This is a genomic window from Virgibacillus sp. MG-45 (assembly GCF_036409425.1).
Lineage (GTDB): Bacteria > Bacillota > Bacilli > Bacillales > Amphibacillaceae > LDC-1.
The window spans coordinates 144,487-167,695 of the sequence record NZ_JAXOFU010000009.1 but is presented as its reverse complement, the minus strand read 5'-3'; the positions used below and the strand labels follow the sequence as shown (position 1 = coordinate 167,695).

General features: G+C 38.5%; 24 protein-coding genes. 8 read left to right on the top strand and 16 right to left on the bottom strand.

The window, feature by feature from the left end:
• Nucleotides 1–172: 172 nt before the first annotated feature.
• From SPK86_RS11470 to acpS, 6 genes are all read right to left on the bottom strand, one after another.
• Complete coding sequence (locus SPK86_RS11470; RefSeq protein ID WP_284141777.1) at nucleotides 173–532, bottom strand: type II toxin-antitoxin system PemK/MazF family toxin; 360 nt, start codon at nucleotides 530–532, stop codon at nucleotides 173–175.
• A 4-nt stretch (nucleotides 533–536) separates the two neighbouring features.
• The gene (locus SPK86_RS11465) at nucleotides 537–821 is read right to left on the bottom strand and encodes a CopG family ribbon-helix-helix protein (protein ID WP_284141776.1); all 285 of its coding nucleotides are present in this window, start codon (nucleotides 819–821) and stop codon (nucleotides 537–539) included.
• Between the two features lie 198 nt (nucleotides 822–1,019).
• Complete coding sequence (gene alr / locus SPK86_RS11460; protein WP_330949401.1) at nucleotides 1,020–2,141, bottom strand: alanine racemase; 1,122 nt, start codon at nucleotides 2,139–2,141, stop codon at nucleotides 1,020–1,022.
• A 195-nt stretch (nucleotides 2,142–2,336) separates the two neighbouring features.
• Nucleotides 2,337–3,353 (bottom strand): LolA family protein, encoded by a 1,017-nt coding sequence (locus SPK86_RS11455; protein WP_284141774.1) that lies wholly within the window; start codon nucleotides 3,351–3,353, stop codon nucleotides 2,337–2,339.
• Between the two features lie 129 nt (nucleotides 3,354–3,482).
• Nucleotides 3,483–5,000: an NAD(P)H-hydrate dehydratase gene (locus SPK86_RS11450; RefSeq protein ID WP_330949400.1), complete on the bottom strand. Its 1,518-nt coding sequence runs from the start codon at nucleotides 4,998–5,000 to the stop codon at nucleotides 3,483–3,485.
• A 79-nt stretch (nucleotides 5,001–5,079) separates the two neighbouring features.
• On the bottom strand, nucleotides 5,080–5,442 hold the full coding sequence (acpS, locus tag SPK86_RS11445) for a holo-ACP synthase (protein WP_330949399.1): 363 nt from the start codon (nucleotides 5,440–5,442) through the stop codon (nucleotides 5,080–5,082).
• A gap of 137 nt (nucleotides 5,443–5,579) precedes the next feature.
• Here acpS and SPK86_RS11440 point away from each other — a divergent pair, with 137 nt between their 5' ends.
• Nucleotides 5,580–6,353, top strand: a complete 774-nt coding sequence (locus SPK86_RS11440; RefSeq protein ID WP_330949398.1) for a rhomboid family intramembrane serine protease — start codon at nucleotides 5,580–5,582, stop codon at nucleotides 6,351–6,353.
• Nucleotides 6,354–6,416: 63 nt separating this feature from the next.
• Here SPK86_RS11440 and SPK86_RS11435 read toward each other — a convergent pair whose 3' ends face one another.
• The 3 genes from SPK86_RS11435 to SPK86_RS11425 form a co-directional block, all read right to left on the bottom strand.
• Entirely contained in the window at nucleotides 6,417–7,856 is a 1,440-nt protein-coding gene (locus SPK86_RS11435) for a PH domain-containing protein (RefSeq protein ID WP_330949397.1), read from the bottom strand.
• Nucleotides 7,846–8,325, bottom strand: coding sequence for a PH domain-containing protein (locus SPK86_RS11430; protein WP_284141756.1), 480 nt, complete (start codon nucleotides 8,323–8,325; stop codon nucleotides 7,846–7,848). Before SPK86_RS11430 ends, SPK86_RS11435 begins: the two co-directional genes overlap by 11 nt.
• Nucleotides 8,326–8,453: 128 nt before the next feature.
• On the bottom strand, nucleotides 8,454–9,914 hold the full coding sequence (locus SPK86_RS11425; RefSeq protein WP_284141754.1) for a DEAD/DEAH box helicase: 1,461 nt from the start codon (nucleotides 9,912–9,914) through the stop codon (nucleotides 8,454–8,456).
• 329 nt (nucleotides 9,915–10,243) lie between these two features.
• On the opposite strand from SPK86_RS11425, the gene SPK86_RS11420 reads away from it, so the two are divergent.
• The gene (locus SPK86_RS11420; protein WP_284141753.1) at nucleotides 10,244–11,152 is read left to right on the top strand and encodes a DMT family transporter; all 909 of its coding nucleotides are present in this window, start codon (nucleotides 10,244–10,246) and stop codon (nucleotides 11,150–11,152) included.
• Between the two features lie 100 nt (nucleotides 11,153–11,252).
• Nucleotides 11,253–12,119, top strand: coding sequence for a DegV family protein (locus SPK86_RS11415; protein WP_330949395.1), 867 nt, complete (start codon nucleotides 11,253–11,255; stop codon nucleotides 12,117–12,119).
• 23 nt (nucleotides 12,120–12,142) lie between these two features.
• Here SPK86_RS11415 and SPK86_RS11410 read toward each other — a convergent pair whose 3' ends face one another.
• The 4 genes from SPK86_RS11410 to SPK86_RS11395 form a co-directional block, all read right to left on the bottom strand.
• A complete protein-coding gene (locus SPK86_RS11410) occupies nucleotides 12,143–12,865 on the bottom strand; it encodes an alpha/beta hydrolase (RefSeq protein ID WP_330949394.1) in 723 nt (240 codons plus the stop codon).
• A gap of 120 nt (nucleotides 12,866–12,985) precedes the next feature.
• Nucleotides 12,986–13,366, bottom strand: coding sequence for a YppG family protein (locus SPK86_RS11405; protein ID WP_284141750.1), 381 nt, complete (start codon nucleotides 13,364–13,366; stop codon nucleotides 12,986–12,988).
• Between the two features lie 90 nt (nucleotides 13,367–13,456).
• Nucleotides 13,457–13,702 (bottom strand): glutaredoxin family protein, encoded by a 246-nt coding sequence (locus SPK86_RS11400; RefSeq protein ID WP_284141749.1) that lies wholly within the window; start codon nucleotides 13,700–13,702, stop codon nucleotides 13,457–13,459.
• A gap of 254 nt (nucleotides 13,703–13,956) precedes the next feature.
• Nucleotides 13,957–14,856: a YegS/Rv2252/BmrU family lipid kinase gene (locus SPK86_RS11395; protein WP_284141748.1), complete on the bottom strand. Its 900-nt coding sequence runs from the start codon at nucleotides 14,854–14,856 to the stop codon at nucleotides 13,957–13,959.
• Between the two features lie 239 nt (nucleotides 14,857–15,095).
• On the opposite strand from SPK86_RS11395, the gene phnD reads away from it, so the two are divergent.
• The 5 genes from phnD (at nucleotide 15,096) to SPK86_RS11370 (ending at nucleotide 20,237) form a co-directional block, all read left to right on the top strand.
• The gene (gene phnD / locus SPK86_RS11390; RefSeq protein ID WP_330949393.1) at nucleotides 15,096–16,028 is read left to right on the top strand and encodes a phosphate/phosphite/phosphonate ABC transporter substrate-binding protein; all 933 of its coding nucleotides are present in this window, start codon (nucleotides 15,096–15,098) and stop codon (nucleotides 16,026–16,028) included.
• Nucleotides 16,029–16,211: 183 nt separating this feature from the next.
• The gene (gene phnC, locus SPK86_RS11385; RefSeq protein ID WP_284141746.1) at nucleotides 16,212–16,988 is read left to right on the top strand and encodes a phosphonate ABC transporter ATP-binding protein; all 777 of its coding nucleotides are present in this window, start codon (nucleotides 16,212–16,214) and stop codon (nucleotides 16,986–16,988) included.
• Nucleotides 16,985–17,800, top strand: a complete 816-nt coding sequence (gene phnE / locus SPK86_RS11380) for a phosphonate ABC transporter, permease protein PhnE (RefSeq protein ID WP_284141745.1) — start codon at nucleotides 16,985–16,987, stop codon at nucleotides 17,798–17,800. The genes phnC and phnE (SPK86_RS11380) overlap by 4 nt, the downstream gene beginning before the upstream one ends.
• Entirely contained in the window at nucleotides 17,800–18,600 is an 801-nt protein-coding gene (gene phnE / locus SPK86_RS11375; protein WP_284141744.1) for a phosphonate ABC transporter, permease protein PhnE, read from the top strand. The genes phnE (SPK86_RS11380) and phnE (SPK86_RS11375) overlap by 1 nt, the downstream gene beginning before the upstream one ends.
• 71 nt (nucleotides 18,601–18,671) lie before the next feature.
• Entirely contained in the window at nucleotides 18,672–20,237 is a 1,566-nt protein-coding gene (locus tag SPK86_RS11370; RefSeq protein ID WP_330949392.1) for a bifunctional metallophosphatase/5'-nucleotidase, read from the top strand.
• Between the two features lie 183 nt (nucleotides 20,238–20,420).
• Here the strand turns inward: SPK86_RS11370 and SPK86_RS11365 are convergent, their stop codons facing one another.
• From SPK86_RS11365 to SPK86_RS11355, 3 genes are all read right to left on the bottom strand, one after another.
• Nucleotides 20,421–21,056: a PepSY domain-containing protein gene (locus SPK86_RS11365; RefSeq protein WP_284141742.1), complete on the bottom strand. Its 636-nt coding sequence runs from the start codon at nucleotides 21,054–21,056 to the stop codon at nucleotides 20,421–20,423.
• Nucleotides 21,057–21,149: 93 nt separating this feature from the next.
• Nucleotides 21,150–22,490, bottom strand: coding sequence for a HAMP domain-containing sensor histidine kinase (locus tag SPK86_RS11360; RefSeq protein ID WP_330949391.1), 1,341 nt, complete (start codon nucleotides 22,488–22,490; stop codon nucleotides 21,150–21,152).
• Nucleotides 22,487–23,182, bottom strand: coding sequence for a response regulator transcription factor (locus SPK86_RS11355; protein ID WP_284141740.1), 696 nt, complete (start codon nucleotides 23,180–23,182; stop codon nucleotides 22,487–22,489). The genes SPK86_RS11360 and SPK86_RS11355 overlap by 4 nt, the downstream gene beginning before the upstream one ends.
• Nucleotides 23,183–23,209 lie beyond the last annotated feature (27 nt).

Below are 23,209 nucleotides of genomic sequence, written 5' to 3'. Positions count from 1 at the left end.
ATGCAACTATCCGCCCTGATTTTTCATCTTTCATACAAATTGAAAAATTTTGTTTCTCTATCATTTTACCATATAATAATGTACGCCTTATAGTTACAACTAAATAAATATCAAAAAAATTTAACAAACCAATTCAAAAAATCCCCAAAGTTTATACACCTAAGGGGATTCTTTAATGACCATACATTTCCTTCAGACCAAGACTGATTTCAAGTGCATGGTTAATTTTTTTCATCATTTCGTTATCAAGTTTGGTGATTTTATCGGTTAATCGTTGCTTATCCAGTGTCCTTATTTGTTCAAGCAAAATGACAGAATCGCGATCAAAGCCGTATCGCTTCGCATCAATTTCTACGTGAGTAGGTAATTTGGCCTTCTGGATTTGCGCAGTAATTGCAGCAACAATAACAGTAGGACTAAAACGGTTTCCGATATCATTTTGTAGGATCAATACTGGGCGAATGCCCCCCTGCTCTGATCCAACGACAGGGGAAAGGTCAGCGAAATACACCTCGCCTCTTTGTACGATCAATATGCTACACCCCGATCACAGTACGCTCTAAGGTGATTTCAGCCTCCTCTTCAGCTTGAAAAGCCTCTGAAGCAATGGAGAGATTGATTCCTGCCATTTCTTCGTATCCGCGCTGCATGGATTCATAAAAGTTCTTTACGTGTTCCTGTTTCTTCTTATCCAAATAGTTCTTTGTAGCCTGACAGATGAAATCACTTAGATCTCTATTTTCATACTTCATTATGCCATCCACCTCATTTAACAGGTTTTTTGGTAGCCGTACCAAAATCTCTTGTAAGCCCTCTGACAAAACCATGCACCTCCACCAAAGTTGAACGACTATCCGCTAGTTAATCACGACCTCATGGAAATTCAATATAATAATATCATTCTAAAGACTTAATTGCAAAGGGTTCTTTGCAATTTTCACTAAAAAAATCGCTTTTTCGGTTTTAGTCTAACCAATTTGTGGTAAATACATGCTAATGTCTTTCTTTTTCATCGCCTTTTAATTATGAAATAAGCGTGGCACTCTTTCGTTAATCATACAAGGGACTTCATAATTAATGGTGTCTAAATGTGCTGCGATTTCATCTATATCAATCCGACTATCGTCCTGCTCACCTATTAAGGTCACCTTCGTACCTATAGCATATGGCTGATCCAACTTAATCATCATTTGATCCATACAGATTCTTCCTACAATTGGCATCCGTTTGCCGTCGATTAACACATCCGTCCCTTGAAGCTTTCGACTCCAGCCATCACCATAACCAAATGGAATCGTTCCTATCCATTCTTTGTCTTTCGCTGTGTACGTTTTTCCATAGCTTATTGACGCACCAGGTTCTACTTGCTTTACATGGACTAATTTACTATGCAAGGAAAATGCGGCTTTTAACGTAATTTGCTGAGCTGCTTTCATATAAATGGAAGGATACAGCCCATACATGGATATGCCAAAACGGATGCAATTATGCATCTGACTCGGAAAACGGATGGCTGCTGCACTATTTCCGATATGAACAGCAACTGGCTTTGTCCACAATCGTTGGAAGCTTGCCAATAAGGATTCAAATTGTTTTTGTTGCTCCTCATAATAAGTAAGTTCAGAATCATCCGCTGTTGCAAAATGGGTGAAAACTCCTGTAAGGTTTATGTCCTTACTTTTGGCTAGCTCTGCCGTTATTTCTACTAATTCTTGCTCACTCCGAATACCAATTCTCCCCATTCCCGTGTCCCATTTCATATGAACGTGCAATATTTTTGGCAATGCAATCGTTTGAACAGCTTCTAACCACTCTTTTTGAAAAAAGGTTAATGTAATGTTTTTTTCTGCTGCAATTACCGCCCCTTCTGGGGAAACCCAACCTAACACGAGGATCGGAGCTTCAATATTGGCTTCACGAAGCACAATCGCTTCCTCTAACAATGCTACTGCTAGTCCATAGGCTCCTGCTTCGAGCGCTTTACGGGCAACCTGTACACTGCCATGCCCATACCCATTTGCTTTTACGACTGCAATAATTTTACTTTCGCTTGGAAGCTTTTTCTTTATTTGTTGTATATTAAATGCAATTGCCGATAGATCTACTTCGGCCCATGTTGGACGATAAAATAATTGTGCCAATTGTGACTAGCTCCTCCCACTATCGATCTTACTCAAACGTTCCATCTATACACCTTATTATTTCTCTTCGCTATACGGGTGTCAAATGAATATTATGGGAAGGCCAGCTGAAAGACGCGTTCTAAAAGTAGTGTAAACGAACTGAAAAGCAGACTCTTATCTTGTTAAGAATCTGCTTTTCTTCTTGTTCGTCATTTATTTCACTTCTTTAGCCGCAACCGATTGTGCTACTTCGATCAATTCTTCCTTCGTCAATTCTTCACTTGCTAAATAAAAATTCATTCCATTATGTTGCCACTCAATCGTATTATTGGTCATTGCACCAACCGCATAGCCTAAATTCACGATATCTCCCTTTACTTCTTGTGGAGAGGATAAGGTTGGCATTACATCCATTTTTTCTTGTAATATCGTGAAGTTTTTCTCACCAGCAAAAGACATAATAACGCGTTTTCCGTTTTCTAAGTCGATTTCCTTCTTTTCCTTTAATTCCGCTCCAGCTGTAAATGACGGCAGGACGACCGAAAATGGCTGTTCATCAACACTACTCGATACTGGAAGGTCGGCAACACTATTTGTCATGTTATCTTCAAGGACAAAATCCTTTTCCTTAAAGCTTGGATTCATATCAAAATTGGAAAATTTCACTTCCACCAAGGCATTTTTATCCTTATCCTTTACCTTTACAAGTACAGGGGTATAGCTTTTCTTATCAATATAAATTTCTTGGTATGGCAAATTGTTGTTGCTTTGATAATTTGTTTTTGTTTGAAACACATAATGTGAATCCGTTACTTTAAATGATGCATCCTTGTCCTTTACGATGTCATGGACAAGCGATTGAAATAAATAAGGTTGACTACTATTTTCTGGCCATTCTGTTTGAAATTTAAAGCTCTTGTTCAGTGCAGGAGTTAAAACAAAGACACCGTCCTCATTTTTTAAAATAATTTGGTTTCCTTTTTCATCCTGCTTACTAGAAAGGGCCACACGATAGAATTCTTTTTTCTTATGCCATACATCAATATTGTAGGATTGTTCTTTTTCACCAGTATTCATATTCATTTCCGCTTTTACTTTATACCCGTTCATTTCCCCAAGCTTGTTCTCTAATTTCTTAACAACCGCTTCCTGTGATTTTTCACCACAGGCTGTCAGTAAAAAAACCAAGCCTAGCAAGGCTACCAATATGATACTCGATTTTCTAAACATGGACATATCTCCCTTGTCTCCTTTGCTGTCGACCATGGTAACAATCGTGGTTACCATTTCCTAGAATAGCGCTTCGTAGCTATTCAAGGTGTAGTTCTAGACTAGGACAAAGGGAACTGCACCACATAACTAACAAGAAAATGTACGATAAACGTTGGCAATCCCTTCCACTACATCTGACGCAAGTAGATCGTGTGTGGAATGGTTATTGATCATTTGTAGATCAGCCGACATGCCGTGCACGAAGCATGCATTACACAATGCTTGAAAAATGCCCTGCTGCTGCATCACCATTGCTAAAAGAATCCCTGTTAATACATCTCCACTTCCGCCTTTTGCCAAGCCAGGATTTCCTGTTGTATTGACAGCCTGCCTTCCATCTGGAGCTGTAATGATAGTGTAAGGGGCTTTTAAAACAACAAACATATGATACGCTTTGGCAAGCTCGACGGAATAGCGAAACGGTTGAAGCAATAGTTCCTGTATTGACAGATCCAGGAGTCTAGCCATTTCACCAGGATGCGGCGTGATGATCGTTGGATAGGTACGATGCTTTACATCGGATAAAACACCTTTCAGATGAAAGATTCCATCTCCATCTACGATTATAGGACAAGCAGCTTCTCGAATAGCTTGTTCGACAAGTGCTTCTGTTTCTTTTTGTCTACCCATACCAATTCCGATTGCCAATGCGTCATAAGGCTCGAAGGAAAGCACTCGATTGTTTATTAAAGAGCCATTTTGAGAGGGGAGTGTTTTGTACATGGCCTCTACGGTATAACTAGCAATACGGTCAATTGCTTTTTCAGTAGATGCAGCCGTTAACAGCCCTGTTCCTGATCGCAAAGCCGCTCGAACCGATAATGCTAGCGCTCCTGGCATATCATCACTCCCGCCAATAATAAGACCTTTGCCATGATTTCCCTTATGTGCATCTTTTTTTCGTTTTGGCATCGTGGAACAAAACGACTCTTTCGTCACTTCCAAGCGATTGGTAGAACGTGTATAGGCTTGCTGCGGATGTCCAATCGATACAACTTCCCATTGTCCATAATATGGTGCCGTGTGCTGAATATAGGCACTCACTTTTACCGCCCCAACTACAATAGTGTAATCTGCTTGAACAGCTAGAAACTCGGATACCCCTTCATCGGCTGGCAGACCAGATGGAATGTCTACTGAAATAACAACCTGTGCTCGTTCATTTATCATCGAAGCATACATGGAAATTGGATCGCGTAGTGGATCTTTCACCCCAATTCCAACCATTGCATCTACGACAATATTCCATTCCTCAAAAAAATGCTGCCAATTTGTTCGCTTGTCCGCTTGCTCAATTAAACCACCGCAACGTACAAATAAGCGCCGATGAGTTTTCGTTGCTTCCGCCATTTTTTCGTCTGGGACGACTTGCATTACCTTTACATGATAGCCACTATTATGAAGTGTTCGAGCAATTACAAAGCCATCTCCGCCATTGTTTCCTCCGCCTACCAAGACCCCAATCGAATCCGTCTTCTTCACCTTCAATATGATTCGTTCTGCAACAGCTCTTCCTGCATTTTCCATCAATAGATTTCCGTATCCTATCTCATGCATTGTGTAATGATCGATTTCGTACATTTCTTTTGCGGTAACAATATACAACTTGTTCCCTCCTACCCGCACTAAAATATATGAGACAACCTTTCTAATTATGCAAACCAACTAAATCATGAGTGATATTCTATTCTTTCCCTTCAATGATTGCTTGAGCAATAGCATACGCTTCACTATGACTTATCGAGACGAAAATGGAATAGCTTTCATATCCTGTCACAGTCATTATTGGGGCACCTTGTTCATCTGCTAAAACCTCCATATCCTGAAATCCAAGTGATCCAATCCCTGTACCAGCAGCTTTGGCAAAAGCTTCCTTGGCAGCAAAGCGGCCAGCAAGAAATTCTACTTTTCTACGTTGACTTGTTATTTGAAGGTAATACGCTCTTTCTCTTTCTGTTAGTACACGCGATACAAAACGAGACTGTTGTTCCATCGTTTGTTTTATTCGTTTTAATTCAATGATATCTATTCCTGTTCCGATTATCATTCATTATTCCCTCACTAATCAATTGTTTTCATTTCCATCTGTTTCTATATTTTAGTAATCTAAAGATGTCATAAATCAATCTTTTGTTATTACACTAATAATACCGAAAAAAGCAGGTTAATTATAGGGGGACACATATGTTTATTCGAACAGAACGAAGTATAAAGGAGTTTATCCACTTTTACCCGATTGTTTCTACACTTGTGATCATTCACATTGTGTTGTGGCTCATAATCGATTTACTTCAGCTACCAATTGGCATTCAAATCGAGCAATGGGGAATCGGTAATAACTATTTTATCGCTGAAGGAGAATATTGGAGACTCTTCACCCCTATCTTTCTTCATGGTGATGTTATGCATATGCTTTTTAATTCCTTTTCACTCGTATTATTTGGTCCAGCATTAGAGCAAATGCTTGGTAAAGGTAAATTTCTCGTTGCCTACATTGGTAGCGGATTTGCTGGAAACCTCGGCACTTATCTCATGAATCCCGATGCCTTCTTTTTTCACCTTGGTGCATCAGGCGCCATCTTTGGCTTATTTGGAATATATTTATTTATGGTGTTCTTCCGAAAAACATTAATTGATCAAGCAAATGCTCAAATTGTTCTGACCATTTTTATAATCGGACTCATCATGACCTTCTTGCGCCCAGGTATTAACCAAGAAGCACATATTTTCGGATTAATTGGGGGCTTTGCATTGGCACCACTTCTTTTAAGTAATGTTCATCCTTTTTCGCCTTGGCGCAATCGGCAGCGCTATTCGGATGATGATACGATTCAATTCGATCCGAATCGCTGGAATAAAAAACGGCTAATCCCACGAAGCATACGCAAAAATTTGCTCTGGATTATTATTGCAGCATTCGTATTGCTTGGCTTACTTAGTCGGATCGGCTTTCTATAAAATTAAAAAAGAGGTTTCTCATCCATTCAAACAGGATAGGAAGCCCCTTTTCTTTTTTTCATGTTATCGCTCTTTTTTTTGATAAGAATACCAATCAAACAATCGATCGACTACACGTTCTTCTAAATCCTTCAGCTTAAAATGTTTTCCTGCGCCTAACATTCCAACAATAGATAGCTTTAACGTTGCAAGCCCTTGATTTCTTTGCAATGGATGCTGCATCATTTCAAATGCTTGGATTCGTCGGTGAAACAAATGAACCGTACGTTTATTCCACACCCGATAACAAATGGTCATCCTATCCCCTTTGATTAAAAAGCCTCCATCCTGATAACGCAACCAACCAAAGACTCCACTTATGATGAAAAGTACGGCAGAAACCCAATTTAACTGCGGAAAAAAATACATAATACTCGCAGCAACTAAAAGAACCGGAAGCATGGATCGAAGCACATAAAATTTACGGGCTTTTCCTGGTATTGGCACAAGGCGCCTTTCTTCAGGCACGTAGGCAGGTAGAAACGTTTCCAAAAAAGAGGCTACCTCATCCTTTTTCAAAATCGGAAATAAAACAGCGGAATATTCATTCCCATTTTCCAACGACCCTCCAGCTATTTCTGCATAAACTGTTGCAAATCCAAAAGGCTGTCGAATCATGCTTTCTTCTATTCCAACCGCTTGAATTCGCTGTAATGGGATAGTAAGCTGCTTTTTCTCTAAAAGACCTCTTGTGATAAACAGCTCCTCACCTTGCTTGGCAATCGTAAAATTGCCATACTTTATCATTGTTCCTGCTATCCCCAGCACCCATAAAAGGAAAAGGACAACAACTGCTAATCCGATAATTATCGTTATGCCAAGACCGATAAGCCAAGCATATGATGCTTCAAAAAAATGATCAGGAATAAATTGCTCTAGTTCCGAAAAAACAAATGCGAATAGTGCAGCAAGTACCCCGATACTTCCTGATGTAGAACCAGCAATAAAAAGTCGCTTTGCTGTTATTTTTTTCACCGGATTCGCCGATTTATCACTGATAATTTGCTCTGTATCTTCAGGCTGCTCCCCCATACGCTTAAGCATTGTCCGAAGCGCTTCTCCATCCTCTCGTCTTACTGCTTTCAAAGAGGCTTCTGAATCAATGCCACTCCCTGCTGTTTCGACTTGTACCTTGACAAGGTTTAGCATTCGGTGAATCACCCCAGCTGTTAAATCAATGGATTGAATACGATGCTTTGAAATATACCGTTTCTTTCGAATGAATATGCCATATTCAATTCGTAACTCGTCTCCTTCCATTCGATAGGTATATCGATACCAGGAAAGAAAGCTAAAAACAAGTGCGAGTACAACAACTGCAATGACAGCTGCTATGAAATATCCAAATGATGTGCCCTTAAATGCTAGAAAACCTGCAACAATGGCAAAGGTTAACTCCTTCATGAAACGTAAAAAATTAAAGATAACTGCTGCTGGATGCATACGACGTGGTTTATACATCATCATCATCTACTCTCGCTAGGTTAGAGATACGATCACGAAGGGCTGCAGCATCTTCCTCTGTTAATGCTGGGATTTCATGTGTTGTTGCAGCAGTTGAAATCGTTACACTTGCTAATTGGTACTTTTTTAAGATTGGACCTTGCTTCGTATCCACGTGCTGTACGCGAATCATTGGAACGAGTGTCCGCGTTTGGATTAAAATACCGTGTTGTATGTATACTTCTTGTTCAAACACTTCGTATCGCCATCTTCGCCAGCGGAGCTCAGGTATTTGAAAAATCACGAAATAGGACATAATTACGCCAACGATCACCGCTACAACAAGTGGCCAGCGCGGAAAATCAAACCAAAAGACACTAATTCCTCCCGCAATGATGAAGAGCCAGAAAAAACCAACATAAATAGTTTCCATTATCTTCCACACTTTTACCGCATCACGCGCTATTGAATTTCTTGGTGGTAGCCGCATCATAAATCCCCCGATTCTTCTTTCTAGTACTATGTTGTACGATTAGCCTAACATAAAGATTCAATATTAGTTAGATCAACGCACAAAAAAAGAGAAGCTCTCTCATAAGAGCTCCTCTTTCCACCATATTAGTCACGATTTCTGCGACGCTGGAAATTACCTTTTCGGTTTCGACCACCTTGGGATCTATTTCCATCACGCTTACCATAAGGACGTTTATTATTATTGGATCTTCTTTTATTGTTGTTTGAATTCATTGCCTTCTTCACACTTACTGGTGCGATAGAAGAAATACTTACAGGAATATCCTTTCTTTCCTTTGTAAGCATCTTAAGCGCTGCAGAGATGACAGTGATCGAATCATGATCCTGTAACAATTCATTGGCAGTTTCGTGATAGGATTTCAAATCACTTTTATCAATCGTTTTTAAAATCTTTTCCACAGTTGTTTGCTGTTGCCCACGTAATGCTTCTTGGTTTGTTGGTGGCATGATCCGCTTCATTTTACTCTTCGTCACTTGCTCAATCAAACGTAGATGAGCAATTTCTCTTGGGGTTACAAATGAGATCGCTGCACCTGTTCTGCCCGCTCTTCCTGTTCGTCCAATACGGTGAACATAGCTTTCCGGATCTTGTGGTATATCAAAGTTATACACGTGTGTTACACCAGAAATATCCAGCCCGCGCGCAGCAACATCTGTTGCTACTAACACATCTAAACGGCCTTGTTTAAATTTATTTAAGACGGACATCCGCTTTCCTTGTGTAAGGTCTCCATGAATTCCTTCGGCACGAAAGCCTCTTGACTGTAATCCTTCAGATATTTCATCTACCCGTTTTTTTGTTCTACTAAAAATAATCGCTAAATCCGGATCGTTAATATCTAAATGATTGGTAAGTGTATCAAATTTGTATCGTTCCGGCACTTCAATAAAGGATTGATCAATATTTTCTACTGTCATTTCCTTTGCTTTCACTTTAATTTCCTTTGGATTCTTCATTAGATTCGTTGCGATATCACGAATTTCCTTCGGCATTGTAGCAGAAAACAGTAATGTTTGACGTTCTTCTGGAATGCTCTTTAAAATTTCGCGAATATCATCAATGAAGCCCATGTTTAGCATTTCGTCAGCCTCATCCAAAACCGTTGTAGTAACTTGATCCGTACGAATTGTTTTACGACGCAAATGGTCAAGTAAACGTCCTGGTGTAGCTACAACAATTTGCGGTTTATCCTTTAAAGAACGGATTTGTCTATCCATATGCTGACCACCGTAGACTGGTAATGCGCGAATTCCTTTAAACCGTGCTAAGCGATTAATTTCTTCTGCGACTTGAATCGCTAATTCTCTTGTAGGTGCAACTACTAGCCCTTGGATTTTTCTTTCTTTTGGATCTATTTTTTCAATCATCGGAATTCCAAAAGCTGTTGTTTTTCCCGTACCTGTTTGTGCTTGTCCGATAACATCATTTCCTTGCAATGCGAGTGGTATCGTTTCCGCCTGAATTGGGGTGGCTTCTTCAAAGCCCATTTTTTCTAATGCCCGTAAGACAGGCTGCGATACACCTAGTTCGTTAAATGTTGTCACGTTGTTACTCTACTCCTTCGTTGATTATAATTTTATTTATTTTTAGCTCGCTCCATAAATCAACTGGTAAGATCAATCGTTCATCAAAAAACTTACCTAACATGAAAAAAGGCTTTACCATTATGGAAAGAGCCCCTGAATCCCATACATATAAGAACAGTTAATTAATAATAACATATTCTACTACAGGATATCTACTAGTTGCTATTCATTTCTATTTATGGCATGGTAAATTATATTCATCTATGAGATGTTTCTTTACGCAAAGAGACGAATTGAAGCAAGTGCTTACTTGTTTTTTAAACGTTTTTTCAAGGAGCGTGTGTCTTTTGAGGTTTCCTCCTTTTAATCCATATATCGCGGTTGTTATCGGCGTTCTCTCTGTTTCGACTTCAGCCGTACTTGTAAAATTAGCAGATCAAGCACCAGCGGCAATCATTGCTAATTACCGTCTGCTCATTGCCGTCGTGCTAATGGCACCAATTGTATATTCCAAGTATCGAAGTGAATTTCGTCTGATAACAAAACGTGATTGGTTTTTATCAACGCTATCTGGAATTTTTCTTGCGTTTCATTTTATTCTCTGGTTTGAATCGTTAAATTATACCTCTGTGGCAAGTTCTGTTGTATTAGTAACCTTACAGCCCATTTTTGCATTTTTAGGAACCTTTTTCTTTTTTAAGGAACGCTTCACGGCAGGCGCAATTATTAGTATGGTAATTGTCTTGTTCGGAAGCTTCATCATCAGCTGGGGCGACTTCCAAATTAGTGGGATTGCATTATTTGGCGATATGCTTGCTTTACTTGGGGCTATTACCATTACCGGTTATTTTTTATTAGGACAGCATGTACGAAAAAGATTATCCTTAATAACCTATACGTTTGTTGTGTATGGAATAAGCTCCATTACTTTATTCATATATAATGTTGCCTTAGACAATTCATTTACTGGGTACCCGATTGACCATTGGTGGATTTTCATAGCCTTGGCAATTTTCCCGACATTTCTTGGCCATACGTTGTTTAACTGGGCATTAAAGTGGTTAAGCACATCAACAATCACGATGGGAATTGTCTTCGAGCCAATTGGTGCATCCGTTCTTGCCTATTTGATCCTTGGAGAAAAAATAACTTGGTCGCAATGGCTCGGCGGTACTATTGTTATTTTCGGCTTATTTTTATTCATTATGAGTACTTCTCGAAAATCAAAGGTAACGATTGCCCGGAAAAACAGTTAAAATGTTACCCTTTTCACGAAACCGTTAAAATTTTATATGCTAATTGAGATAGAAACTGATATACTATCAATAATTAACTAAGAAAAAAGCAGGTGGAGTTATGGAAATCCAATTAATGTCAGATGGTGGAGCAGATATTGCCGAACGCATGAGCGATCATATCGATATTAAAATTGTTCCCCTATATTTGCATTTTAGTGACGAAAAACAATATAAAACAGGGGTAACCATTGATTTACCTACTCTTTACAAACGTATCAAAGAGACAAACGAGCTACCGCGATCATCCGCTCCTAGCCCGAATGACTTTTATGAAGCCTATAAAGAAGTCGATCCAAGTAAAGCAATTATTATGATAAGCCTAACAAAAGGATTAAGTAGTACATATGAACATGCAGTTGCAGGGATGAACATGCTACTTGAGGAAGAACCCGATCGTAAAATTGCCGTGATAAACTCGAAAACTGCTTCCTGTGGCCAGGCATTACTGCTTCATGAAGCACATCAAAAAATAGAAGAACAGCTTTCATTTGAAGAAATCGTCGAGCATCTTCATGTACGTGTCGAGCAAGCAACAACCTTGTTCGTCCTAAAAACATTAGAAAATCTCGTTCTTGGTGGACGTCTTGACAAAGTAAAAGGCGCAATCGCAAAAACATTAAACATCAAGCTTTTAATGAAAGCAAGTGAAGATGAAGGTACAATTGAGGTTACTGAGAAAATACGTGGCGATAAAAAATCAATTCGTCGCTTTATTGAGCAAATAGGCGAATATACCAAAACCTTTGAAGACAAAATTATAACAATGACACACTGTAACGAAGAGGAAAGAGCGAAAAAAGTACTAGATGAAATCTTAAAAAAGTACCCTTTTAAAGACGCTTTTCTATCTGAAACAGGACCGCTCATTTCTACATATGGCGGTAAAGGTGCATTAGTTATTTCATTTTTTAAAGACAAAAATTAAAAATAAGGATGCATACACTTCTATTAGTGTGAGGCATCCTTATTTTTTTCCTCCTCAGGCTTACGAACTAAAAATTCATATACCATATTGTTTAACGTATCCTTATCATTTCCGAGACAGATTAGGTGGCGAGATCGTTCAAAGAATACAACCTCTTTCCGTTCAGAAGGAATTTCTTTGTCTAAGTAATAAGCTGTCTTATACGGCACCATGCCATCTAGCTGGCCCTGAGCAATAAGCACAGGAGCTTTCACATCTTTTAAATGCTTCCTCGTTAATCGAACGAGCTTCAGAAACTCAATATTCGCCTTAAATGGAACTTCTCCAAGTTTTTTTCGATAATGTAAGTAAAACTTATTTTGCTTTAGATTACGGTGCCAACCATCTCTTATTACTCCTCCAATATCGACTAGCATTTGTTTGAAGGAAATAAATTTCCCTGCTGTCGCTAACAGTACTAATTTATCCACCTTATACTTTGAAGCTAAATAAGCTGCAATCATGCCTCCCATGGAAAACCCAATCACGTAAATTTCATCGTATTTCTCTTGAAGTTGGGTGATGGTTTTCTCTGCTGTGGCAATCCATTTTTTATAAGAAACATTATTTAAAGAAAGCTTCTTTCCGTGTCCTGGCAAAGTTGGAACCTCTACATGCCAATTTGTTTTTTCTTGCAAATAACGAGACAAGGGCTCGAGCTCATGTGGTCCACCTGTATATCCATGGATAATTAAACAGCCAATCATGCTTGTGCTACCTCCTCCATTCCTACATTCCCTTTTTAAACCTTTCTAATCCTAAACGATATTTACTATTCGAGCCTCACTTTACTTTGCTGTACGAATAGAAACCATTTGTATTTCCTGTTATCTGAAGCCTTTTATGAAAGAGCCAAATTGCTGTACCATTGGACTAACCTGCTGATACGTATTCGCAAGCTTTCCTACTGTTGTAAGCATTTTGTCAAGATCTACTTGCCCTTTCTCATCTTGAAAATAACTAAATATTCCATTCGATTGAGGTTGTTGGATAGTCGCTGTTCCATCACCGGCTTGTGTTTGAGATTGATACCAATTAACCGGCTGTGGTGGCTTTGCATATTGAAGAAAAGGAGATGAAAAAGAAGGTGAATAGGAACCCGATTGATAAGATGGATAATATGGATAGTATGGCTCTTGTGAAGGAAAATTATTAGAGTAAACAAATTGGTTCGGAGTGCCATAAGGCATATTACGCATATTTCGCATAACCGATACACACCCTTTTCAGCATACTTTATTGCTATAAATTATGCGAATAGGCAAAAACGTGTGTATGGCAGCAAACAATGTACCTGTTTAAAGGCATCCCAATTCAATTTGTAATCTTTCTTTCTGAAATCCTAATATGGCTTTTTGATTCCCTTCTATAAAAGTTGCAGGGGTTCCATAAATACCGTTTTCTTGCATTTCTTTTCTATAATGATTGTTTTCTGTTACATTTTTAGTTGTATACGCCACACCCCAATCATCTAATTGGTCGGTAAGTGCGTCACATTGGCTACAATGATTACTTATATAAACAACGATTTCTCGTTCTGCCATGACAAACTACCTCCTTGGCATTTTTGTATTTCGCGCATTCTCTAAACTAAATACCCATAAGTTTTTCAGTTTAAACTCAATTATTGAAAAAAGATTACAAAGTTATTACAGATTGGTTTCGTTATACATAAAAATAAGAACAGCACAGGCTTGTATCAAACCTGCACTGTCCTGCATAAGAGCAGGGACATCCCTAATCCCCACTCCATCTTATCGATTTTCCCAGTCACATTCTATGACACTTATCACACTTTTTATATATCCTGTGGAAATCGCACCATTTGTAGCTGTTTTGGTAATACGGTGATTTGAGCAGGGGTTTCTGAATAGATTTCACCGTCCATATCAACCTTTTTTCCTGTATTCGTCTTAATATGAATGGAGGACGCTTGAAGATGTTCAACGTGCCTCACATCTTCTAATACACGATCAGAACGATTCATCATAAGTAGCTCACGAAATGCTGCTAAATTAGAGCTTTTTAAAATTAGCAGATCTAACTTTCCATCACTTGGTGAGATAGCTGTTAACGGAAGCTCTCTTGTTCCAATATATTTCCCGTTAAAAACCATTACTAAAACCGCTTCTCCACTGAGCTGTTCGCCATCTACTTCTATCGTATATTCAAATTGTGCGGTTTGACTCAGTGTCCGTAACGTACTTAAAAAATAGCTCAAGACACCTAAATGATCCTTTTCTGCCTCATTAATATTCATCGATGTTTCTGCAACAAGTCCAATTCCCCAAAAATTTAAAAAGTATTGCTCTCCCGCTTTACCTATATCAACTGATGTAATCTCTGCCTGTTCAAGGTTTCCCACCGCTTCTTCAAGTCGTTGTGGAACGTTAAGCGTCCTACTAAAATCATTACATGTTCCTCCAGGAAGCACCATGATTACTGGCCTTACTTGTAACGGTACCATTACATTGACTACTTCATGTAATGTGCCATCTCCCCCGAATACAATAAGTACATCCACTTGCTTTGCTTCTTGTAAACAGACTAATCGAAGCTCATCTATCGTCGTTGTTTTTCTTGTATTGAATACGTCAAAAGCTTGCACTAAGCTTGGCAGCACAGCTGCTAATTGCTCGTCCAAACGCGCATTACCAGCCTTGCTATGAAAAAGAAATAATGCTTCTTTCCATTTCATGCATCCACCTCCTTCTCTTTTTAATACCCTAGTTTATTGAAGTTAAGCCTAGATATTCTCTCCATCTAAAAGACAAACAGTATAACACAATACACATTTATGTTATACTAATAAAAGACTTTTTTAAGAAATTGTAAAATAATCGTATTTTTTTAGGAAATAGTCTAGCATTTTTAACTTAAATGTTATTTAATAAAAGAGACAAACATTTCATTTTAAAAACAAATAGGAGGGTCAAAATGAAAAAAATTTTTGGTCTAATACTTGTGTTGGCATTAGCTATTGGATTAGCTGCCTGTGGGTCTGATGATTCCAATGGCGACAAAAATGCTGATGGAAAAGATAAAGAATCGAATACACCAGAAACGCTTGTTATGGGATTTGTTCCTTCACAGGACTCTGACACAATTGCTGATACAGTCGAGCCTTTAGCAAACCGTTTATCAGAGGAAATCGGTGTTGAAGTTCAAGGGAAAGTAATGACGAACTATAATGCATTAGTAGAAGCAATGGGATCGAATCAAGTGCATATCGGTTTCATTCCTGCATTTGGTTACGTACTTGCGAATGAACAATATGATGTAGAAGTTATTCTTAAATCCATCCGTCACGGATCTGGTACATATAAAGCACAATATCTTGTACGTTCTGATTCAGGAATTGAGAGCTTAGAAGATTTAGAGGGTAAAATCTGGGCATTCGGCGATAAAGGATCTACATCTGGATACCTTTTCCCTGCAAGTCAATTAATGGAGAAATTCGGCTATAAATCATCTGCTGAATTAGAAAGTGACTTCTTCTCTAATATTACTGCTGCTGGTGGTCATGACAATGCAGCACTTGCAGTTATGAATGGCGAAGCAGATGTTGCTACTACCTTCGATGATGTGCGTGACACACTTGAAGGAGATTATCCAAAAATCAAAGAAGAGTTGAAAGTTATCGATTATACGGATGAAATTCCGAATGATACGATCTCCGTTACAAAAGAACTTGATGATGAGCTTGTTCAAAAAATCAAGGACGTATTCCTATCCTTCAATGATGATGATGAAATGATCAAAATCATGAATGAAGTTTATAACTGGGATGCAATCGATGAAGCAACTGATTCTGAGTATGACGTTGTAAAAGAAACATATCAGAAGTTCAAGGATGATATTAGTCTATAATCTTTAACCAATAAAAAACGGAAAGGGAAGGTTTCTAATCTTCCCTTTTCTTATGTAAAAAAGGGCTTTCATAGTTTTCATCGATAGCTTATACTAAAATGGTAAGGCTTGATTGAATATTAAGAAACATTTTATCATCAAACTATTTTTTAAATACTATATAGCCTGCAATGGAGGAATAATATGATTGAATTTAAAAATGTCGGATTAGTTTACCCGAATGGAACAGAAGGTTTAAAAAACGTAAATGTCACGATTAAAGATGGGGAGTTTGTTGTTATTGTTGGCTTATCTGGAGCAGGAAAATCGACATTTATTCGAAGTATTAATCGTTTAGTAACCCCAACTTCTGGTGAACTTCTTGTAGATAATGAAGATATTCTTACATATCGAGGTGCAAACCTACGAAAGCTTCGAACAAAGATCGGCATGATTTTTCAAAATTACAATCTTGTTAAACGCTCAAATGTACTTAAAAACGTGCTTGCTGGGAGACTCGGACATACAGGAACATTGCGTTCTATTTTTAGCATGTATAAAAAAGAAGATGTCGCACTTGCTTACGAGAGTTTACAACGTGTTAACATAGCAGAAAAAATACATAATCGTGCAGATGAGCTTAGTGGTGGTCAGCAACAACGGGTTAGTATTGCGAGGGTGTTAACCCAAAAACCATCTTATATTTTAGCGGACGAACCAGTGGCATCGCTTGATCCACCGACCTCTCACCAAGTAATGACTTATTTAAAAAAGATAAACAAGGAAGATAACATTACAACGATTGTTAATCTCCACTTTATTGATATGGCCATGGAATACGCGGATCGTATTATCGGCATGCGAGCAGGAGAAGTTGTTTTTGACGGTCCTGCTTCTGAAGTAACCGAAAAAACATTTGAAGAAATTTATGGTCGGACAATACGTGAGGATGACTTGCGTGGGGGGGCAGATGAATCGTGACAACGAATAGCAATGCTGGAAAGCACGCACAAACGCCCGCTATTTACCCTGCCAAAACAAAAGCACAGATTACGATTATTTTCTTTGCTGTCATCGGATTTTACTTATACAGTATGATTCGGACACAAGCGGAAATGGTCGGAGGTTTTGGAAATGCACTTTCGGATATGTGGCGTGTCATGGAAAAATTCTTTCCGCCAAACTTTCAAGTAGTCGGAGCGATTTGGCCAGCGATGGCGACGACCATCCAAATGGCAATTATCGCGACAACAGTCGCTGCTATTTTAACTGTTCCTCTTGCACTACTATCTGCGCAAAATGTTACAACATTTAAGCCATTGTATTATGTTACACGAACGTTTTTAAATATTTTACGTACCATTCCAGACCTTGTTCTTGCGGTTATCTTTGTTGGACTATTTGGTATTGGCGTATTCCCAGGTATTTTAGCACTTATCATTTTTTCATTGGGTATTTTAGCAAAGCTGATCAGTGAAACAATTGAAGCAGTGGATATGAATCCATTAGAAGCAATGCGGGCATCCGGTGCAAATACACTACAAATGATTTTTTACGGATTAGTTCCACAGGTGCTACCACAGTTCACATCCTTTGTACTATACGTCTTTGAAATTAACATTCGTGCCTCTGTTGTATTAGGTCTTGTAGGTGCTGGTGGAATTGGACTTGTACTTGATCAACAGCTTGGCTTTTATAATTATCCAAATGCAATGACGATTATTATTGTTATTTTTGTTGTTGTGATTGCAATTGAATATGTAAGTAATAAAATCAGGGAGGCACTTATTTAATGGCTACATATAATCTACCTCCGAAACCGGTTAAATCTGTATGGAAAAAATTAAAAGCTGGGCTTATTATACTTGCAGTTATCGCACTTTATGTGTGGACCTTTAGAGGAATTGAAATTGACTGGGGAAGAGCCATGGAACGAGTTATCCGTAATTTTGGCATCGTTATTCCAAAGCTTTTCAGTCCGGATTGGTCTGCTGTTGGTGAAGTTAGTATGAAAATATTAGAAACAATCTTTATTGCCTTTGCAGGTTCCTTTATGGCTGCGATTCTGGCAATTCCACTTGGATTTCTTGCAGCACAAAACATGTCAGGAAACCGATTTATTGCAGGAATTGGGAAATGGATTTTATCTGGTGTCCGTGCCTTCCCGGATTTAATATTAGCTATTTTATTCGTAGTAGCAGTTGGACCAAACGCATTTGCTGGGGTATTAGCAATTGCTATCGGATCGACTGGGATGCTAGGAAAGCTCTACTCGGAAGTAATTGAATCGATTGACATGAATGTGATCGAAGCAATGGAAGCAAGTGGAGCAAATAAAATACAAATTCTTTTCTATGGCTATATGCCACAAATTATTCCTGAATTTTTGTCCTATGCGATCTACCGCTTTGAAATCGATATTCGGGCATCCTCTATTCTAGGAATCGTTGGTGCAGGTGGAATTGGGACAATGATTATTTTTGCAGCAAACAATCGAAATTGGAATGAGATGGGATTAATCTTACTTGCTATTATTATTGTAGTAACGGTTATTGATTTCTTATCTGCACGGATTCGTCGTAAAATTGTCTAATATAAAGCGGAATTAAAGCAGAGCCTCTGTTTTAATTTCGTTTTCTTTACATATGGAAGGATGGGCCTACATTGACAACATTACATATTTTGTACACGAGTGATATTCACGGAAACGCGATGCCAATCATTTATGGAACGAACGAGGAAGCAGATCTTGGACTTGTAAAGTACGCCACCGTTGCCAAACATAAAAAAGCACACTATGAAAATGTACTTTTGTTGGACAATGGGGATTTAATACAAGGAACACCTTTAATGACACATTATGTGAAAGCACAGGCGGATAAAGAAAATCCGATGATTGGAATAATGAATCAAATCGGCATCGATGCAGCAGTAATTGGAAATCACGAATTTAATTTTGGCAGACAAATCTTAGAGGATGCAGTTCAACAATCAAGCTTCCCATGGTTAGCTGCTAACATTCTTGATCAAAAAACAGGACAACCTTATTTTGGAACGCCATATAAGATAAAGCGATTTCCTAATGATTTAACGGTCGCCATTATTGGGGTTACAACACACTATATACCGAATTGGGAAAAGCCGGCGCATATCGCCGGAATCCAGTTTGCTGATGCAAAGGCAACACTACAAAAATGGGTAGATCATATCCATCTCGTGGAAAAACCTGATCTTGTTATTGCATCCTATCACGGTGGAATCGAAAGAGATCTTATTTCAGGAGAGCCTACAGAACAGTTGACCGGAGAAAATCAAGGCTATGCCATGGCAGCAGAAATACAAGGAATCGATGTACTCTTAACAGGACATCAGCACCGCGTCTTTACAGGAATGATTAACGACTGCCTTGTTATCCAGCCTGGAAACAATGGGAAAATGTATGGCGAAATAACTATTACATTCGATCAATCAGAAAAAGGCTGGAAGATTCTGAAAAAAGAGGCTGAAGTAGTCTCTCTCAAGGGCGTAGAATCAGACCGTGAAAGCCTGCATTATATGGAACAAATTGAAGTTTCTACACAGCAATGGTTAGATCAACCTATTGGTCAAATTGACGGCAATATGGAAATTGATGATCCTTTTCAAGCAAGAGTCGCTAAGCATCCATTCATTGAATTTATTCAACATGTGCAGATGGACGCTGCTGGTGTTGACATCTCTGTGACCTCGCTGCTAAACAACGATGCAAAAGGCTTTTCATCCGTTGTTACGATGCGTGATATTGTATCAAATTATATATATCCAAATACGTTCGCAGTTCTTGAATTAACGGGAGAAGATATCTGTGCTGCTTTAGAAAAAAGCGCGTCCTACTTTATTCTCGACCAACAAGGTAATATTGGTGTAAATCCTTCCTATGAGAGCCCCAAGCCACAGCATTATAACTATGATATGTGGGAGGGAATTGAATATACCATCAATTTAGCAAAGCCAATTGGCAAGCGCATTGAGCAGGTTACTTACCATGGAGAGCCCTTAAATAAAGAAAAAACCTATCAAGTCGTGCTAAACAATTACCGTGCGAGTGGTGGTGGTGATTTCGATATGTTTAAGGAAAAGCCGATTATAAAAGAAATTCAGCAGGATGCCGTTGAGCTTATTCAAGCCTATTTTGAAAAGCATCCAATCGTTCCAGCTACCATCACACCAAATTTTAAAGTCACTTCTTAGAAACAAAAGCGTAAAGCGCCGCTTAAAAACAGAGGGATTGGAGCGGCGTGACTGAGATAAACAATAAACAGGGTATCATTCATTTTAACAAAAATGAACGATACCCTCGTTGTTTAACTTCTATAAATATCAGATAAGTTTAAGCAAATAAACACTCGGAGATTTTAAAACAATCGTTTGTTTTTAATTTTCTTGTTGAGAATCTGTTTCATAATCCATATCTATCACGATAGTTTCTCCTGTTAGTGCATCAATCTCGAATTCCGCTTCACTGCCATCTGCTGCTTCAATCTCTATTTCATAAAAATATTGATTATCGTCTTCATCTAGCTTCGCACTCGTTACCTTACCAGCAAATTGCTTTAATGCAATCTCAATTGCTTCTTGGGTCGTAATGCGAGGAGTCACCCCGTTCTCTGTTTCTTTTTGTTCTGATTGATCATCCTCATCTTGTTTATCATTTGCTGGATTTTCTTGTGAATCTTGTTCCTTTTCCTTCACGGTAACTGGAGACTTGGTAGGGCTTTGTACATTCAGCTTCGTTTCTTCAAGCTTTAATACTTCTCCTGTATTTCCATCGAGCGTTAAATCATACTTTTTGCCTTCCCCTTCAATTTCAACTTCATAAACGACTTTATTTAAATCCTTTTCCAGTTCCACATCGGTAATTGTTCCAGGATATTGATCTTTAACCATTGCCTCAATTTGTTCCATAGATAATTTTGGTTCAGCTGCTGATGCATCGGACTGATACATTCCTATTCCTAAAGCTAGTACTGCAGCAAGCACACCAATGGTAATACCCATTTTCTTCTTCATTGTTTTTATCCTCCTTTCTTTTCTTACCCTCAGTTTAACCAGTTAACATGAAAGTAGCTTAAGAAAAAGATTAAAAATTGATGAGAACGCTCATTACATCTCTTTAGGTAGTCTTAATTTAAATGTCGAACCCTCTCCTACTTTACTTGCTACAGAGAGCATTCCTTGGTGTGTCTCCACGATCGTTTTCGCAATAGGCAAGCCTAATCCGGTCCCACCAGTAATTCTACTCCGAGCCTTGTCGACACGATAAAACCGATCAAAAATTCGTTGCTGCTCATGCTCAGGAATTCCTTGACCCGAATCCGTAACAGTTAGCACGACAAATGCTGCCTCTTCCGTTAAGGAAAGCACGACCTCATCCTCACTATATTTCAACGCATTATCAACTAAAATATATACAACTTGTTGTAGCTGTGATTTATTTCCATAAACGATTGCTTTTGTAGTTTGGACCCGAAAATCTATTTTTCGTTTATATGCGCCACCAAAGGTTCTTACTGCTTCTTGACAAAGCTGCGCCATATTAACCTGCTCTTTATCTATTGTTCCCTCACTTCTAGCTAATACAAGCATTTGCTCCACCAGCTTTTGCATTCGGTCTGCCTCAGAATCAATTGCTTCTATCGCTTCATTAAAAAGTTCTGGCCGTTCCATTCCTCTTCGCTTTAAAAGCTGGGCATAGCTCTTTACAATCGAAATCGGTGTTTTCAATTCATGTGATGCGTCCGATACGAATGTTTCTTGTTTGCGAAAGTTTTCTTCTAGTTTATCGATCATTTCATTAAAGGTTTGCTCCATTTCATGTAATTCATCGCCTGAACGATTTTTCTGCTTGATTTTTCGCCACTTCTTATTCTCTTTATTCTCTTTCATCGCTTGAATTAATTCTTTAATCGGCTTCAACAGAAACCTGCTTAAAATTCGCGCGGCTAAAATGGTAGGAATAAGAATTAATAAAGACGCTACAGTTAGTACATAGAAGAGCACGGTCATATTTTCTTTTAATGCGATTAAATGCTGGGATACCTGCAACGTAACAACTTCACCATTACGCCAAATTATCGGTTTCGTAATAACAGCAATATCGATTTCTTTTCCAGTTACAATCGTCTGCATTTCCTTATTCGAAAATTGTTTCTTCAGTTTTGTATATGCGACATCCTTCGTACTCTGATTTATGATTGAACCATCTTTGGCAATCACCTGAATCATTCCATGACTTGGTAAATAGGCTTTTATTAAATCCTTCGTCGGAACATGCTGGTTCTCATTCAACGCCGTTGTTAAATCATTCGTATTTCCTTCAAGCCACTCTAATTCCGTATTGGCAGAAATTTGATAAAAGAGCGCATAAATAGCTGTATTAATTAACAGAATTAATACAAGCATAAACACACTCGTATATACTTGTAGCTTCGTTTGCAGTTTCATGAATCCAAATCCTTTATTATATAGCCGACACCACGAATAGTTTGGATGGTCGGCGTTTGCTTATCTTTATCAATTTTTTTCCTTACATAACGAATATATACATCGACCACATTCGTATCACCAAAGTAATCAAATCCCCACACTTGTTCTATGAGTTGTTCTCTTGTCATCACGATATTTTTGTTTTGAAGTAAACATACAAGTAAATCAAACTCACGTGGGGTTAGTTCAAGTGTTTGATCACTTCTTTTCACTTCTCGTCGATTCAAGTCAACTCGTAAATCATCAACTTCAAGCTTATTTTCCACCTGTTCTTTTCTTTTTCTTCGTTGACGTAAATGTGCACGAATTCTAGCCAATAGCTCTTCAATTTGAAAGGGCTTCGTTATATAATCATTTGCCCCATGATCTAGTCCACTAACCTTGTCAAACACTTGATCTCTTGCTGTTAGTAAAATAATTGGTGTTGACTCATCATTTAAACGCACACGACGCAACACCTCCAAACCATTCAACTTTGGAAGCATAATATCCAATAAAACAAGATCCCATTCTTGCTCTTCGATTTTTCGTAACGCTTCTTTCCCATCCGCAGCTACGGTTGTCAGATAATCTTCATACTCCAATTCTAATTGAAGCACCCTACTAAGCTTTTGCTCGTCTTCGACAATTAATATTTTGGGTTTAGACACAGGATTTCACTCATTTCTTAATAACTA

Coding starts and splice junctions, on each gene's coding strand:
- SPK86_RS11365 (WP_284141742.1), bottom strand. CDS start 21,056: ATGAAGAAGAAAATGGGTATTACCATTGGTGTGCTTGCTGCAGTACTA.
- SPK86_RS11435 (WP_330949397.1), bottom strand. CDS start 7,856: ATGATGTATAAACCACGTCGTATGCATCCAGCAGCAGTTATCTTTAAT.
- SPK86_RS11415 (WP_330949395.1), top strand. CDS start 11,253: ATGGAAATCCAATTAATGTCAGATGGTGGAGCAGATATTGCCGAACGC.
- SPK86_RS11360 (WP_330949391.1), bottom strand. CDS start 22,490: ATGAAACTGCAAACGAAGCTACAAGTATATACGAGTGTGTTTATGCTT.
- phnC (WP_284141746.1), top strand. CDS start 16,212: ATGATTGAATTTAAAAATGTCGGATTAGTTTACCCGAATGGAACAGAA.
- SPK86_RS11400 (WP_284141749.1), bottom strand. CDS start 13,702: ATGGCAGAACGAGAAATCGTTGTTTATATAAGTAATCATTGTAGCCAA.
- SPK86_RS11405 (WP_284141750.1), bottom strand. CDS start 13,366: ATGCGAAATATGCGTAATATGCCTTATGGCACTCCGAACCAATTTGTT.
- SPK86_RS11440 (WP_330949398.1), top strand. CDS start 5,580: ATGTTTATTCGAACAGAACGAAGTATAAAGGAGTTTATCCACTTTTAC.
- SPK86_RS11430 (WP_284141756.1), bottom strand. CDS start 8,325: ATGCGGCTACCACCAAGAAATTCAATAGCGCGTGATGCGGTAAAAGTG.
- SPK86_RS11410 (WP_330949394.1), bottom strand. CDS start 12,865: ATGATTGGCTGTTTAATTATCCATGGATATACAGGTGGACCACATGAG.
- SPK86_RS11455 (WP_284141774.1), bottom strand. CDS start 3,353: ATGTTTAGAAAATCGAGTATCATATTGGTAGCCTTGCTAGGCTTGGTT.
- SPK86_RS11395 (WP_284141748.1), bottom strand. CDS start 14,856: ATGAAATGGAAAGAAGCATTATTTCTTTTTCATAGCAAGGCTGGTAAT.
- phnE (WP_284141744.1), top strand. CDS start 17,800: ATGGCTACATATAATCTACCTCCGAAACCGGTTAAATCTGTATGGAAA.
- acpS (WP_330949399.1), bottom strand. CDS start 5,442: ATGATAATCGGAACAGGAATAGATATCATTGAATTAAAACGAATAAAA.
- phnD (WP_330949393.1), top strand. CDS start 15,096: ATGAAAAAAATTTTTGGTCTAATACTTGTGTTGGCATTAGCTATTGGA.